This is a genomic window from Tabrizicola sp. (assembly GCF_051645465.1).
Classification (GTDB): Bacteria; Pseudomonadota; Alphaproteobacteria; order Rhodobacterales; family Rhodobacteraceae; genus Tabrizicola.
In genome coordinates this window covers 1-1628 of the sequence record NZ_JBOFBI010000254.1, presented here as the reverse complement: position 1 = coordinate 1628, position 1628 = coordinate 1, and the positions used below count along the sequence as shown (strand labels likewise).

At 57.6% G+C, this 1628-nt stretch carries 2 protein-coding genes; both read left to right on the top strand.

Translation table 11 applies throughout. From position 1 onward, the window contains the following. Window positions 1-837, top strand: an 837-nt coding sequence (locus ACRCSW_RS16765; RefSeq protein ID WP_438706794.1) for a ribokinase, incomplete at its 5' end; no start/stop codon positions are given. Between the two features lie 34 nt (window positions 838-871). Beyond that, window positions 872-1628, top strand: a 757-nt coding sequence (locus tag ACRCSW_RS16760; protein WP_438706793.1) for a LacI family DNA-binding transcriptional regulator, incomplete at its 3' end; no start/stop codon positions are given.

Genomic DNA, 1628 nt, shown 5'->3' with positions numbered 1-1628 from the left:
ATCCTCGGGAAGTCCTTCACGCTTGGACCAGGTGGGAAAGGGTCAAACCAAGCTGTTGCAGCAGGCATGCTGGGTAGTTCGGTCGCTTTTGTGTCACGCCTTGGAAAGGACGCTTTTGCATCGATCGCTCACGCGACATGGGCGCGGGCAGGCGTTACACCGATCATCACGGAAGACGCCGAGAGTTACACTGGAGCTGCCTTCATCTTTATCGATGACACCAGCGGCAACAATGCCATCATTATCTCCCCTGGCGCAGCGGCGCGGATTTCTGCGTCGGATGTAGAAGCACAGGCCGACCTCATTCGCGGAGCTGCCGTCGCCGTAACCCAACTTGAGCAGCCTCTGGAAGCGGCATTCCGGTTTCTCGAGATTGCCCGAAACGGTCACGCGAAGACGATCCTCAATCCGGCACCGGCTGCGCCACTGCCCGACGACATGCTGCGCCTCTGCGACTTTCTGACCCCCAATGAGACCGAAGCTGAAGCCCTGACCGGCATCCGAATATCGACTCTTGAGGACGCCCACCAAGCGGCAGATGCGCTGCTGGCTCGTGGAGTAGGAGCGGCGGTGATCACGCTTGGCGAACGTGGTGTCCTTTACAGGAGCTGCGCGGAAACGGTCCATGTTCCCGTGTTCATGGCCGGACCGGTGATCGAAACTACGGGCGCGGGCGACGCATTCAACGGCGGCTTTGCAGCAGCCCTTGCAGACGGATTGTCCGCTGTCGAAGCCGTGCGTTTCGGCTGCGCAACGGCCTCGATCAGCGTGACGCGTCCCGGCGCAGCCGCCTCCATGCCCACGCGCAAGGAAGTGCAGATGCTGCTGCGCGGTTAGCGGTTGCGGGCCTGTGTCCGACCATGCGAAGTAAGTGAAACAGCAGAACGTAGGTTTATCCAGTCAGGCAATGGAAACTGAGAAACGCGCAAAAATTCGAGACGTTGCGGCCCATGCCGGTGTGTCGGTAGGAACGGTTTCCAGAGTGCTGGCGGGAAACCCTGCCGTTAAGCACGGTCCGTTGTTGCGTGTAAAGGCGGCCATCGAGGAACTCGGTTATCGACCAAATCAGGTCGCGCGCGCACTAAGGTCAAACAGAATCAATGTCATAGGTTTGCTAATCCCAGACATCCTCAACCCTTACTTCGCGCAACTCGCAAATGAGCTAGAAAGAATAGCTGCCGACGCGGGCTACGCGCTTATCTTATCTTCCTCGCACAACGATCCGACAAGGGAAGCGCGGCAACTTGTGGCGGTGCTCGAGCAAAAACCTGTGGCCATAGTCTTTGTACCAACAACTGGCAAGTTAGCGGCTGATGTGCCTGCCCCCACAAGGGCCTTGTCAATTGACCGACCTGCCGATGGCTATGCTGCAATCACTGTCAATCAGCAGCAAGGTGCAGCTGTAGCACTCGATCATCTGGTCGAACTTGGCCATCGCCAGATCGCCTATCTTGCAGGTCCGGACAACACGATCAATGCACGTGAGCGTCTAGATGGGTTCCTCAAGAGAGCTGAAGCGATTTCTGCAAGCGGGATCGCACTTTCAATCGATGTTCACCCCGGAGATTTCGACTTTCAGTCCGGAGAACAGATCGCGCGCGAACTTCTTCAAAAACCAAGAGGACAGA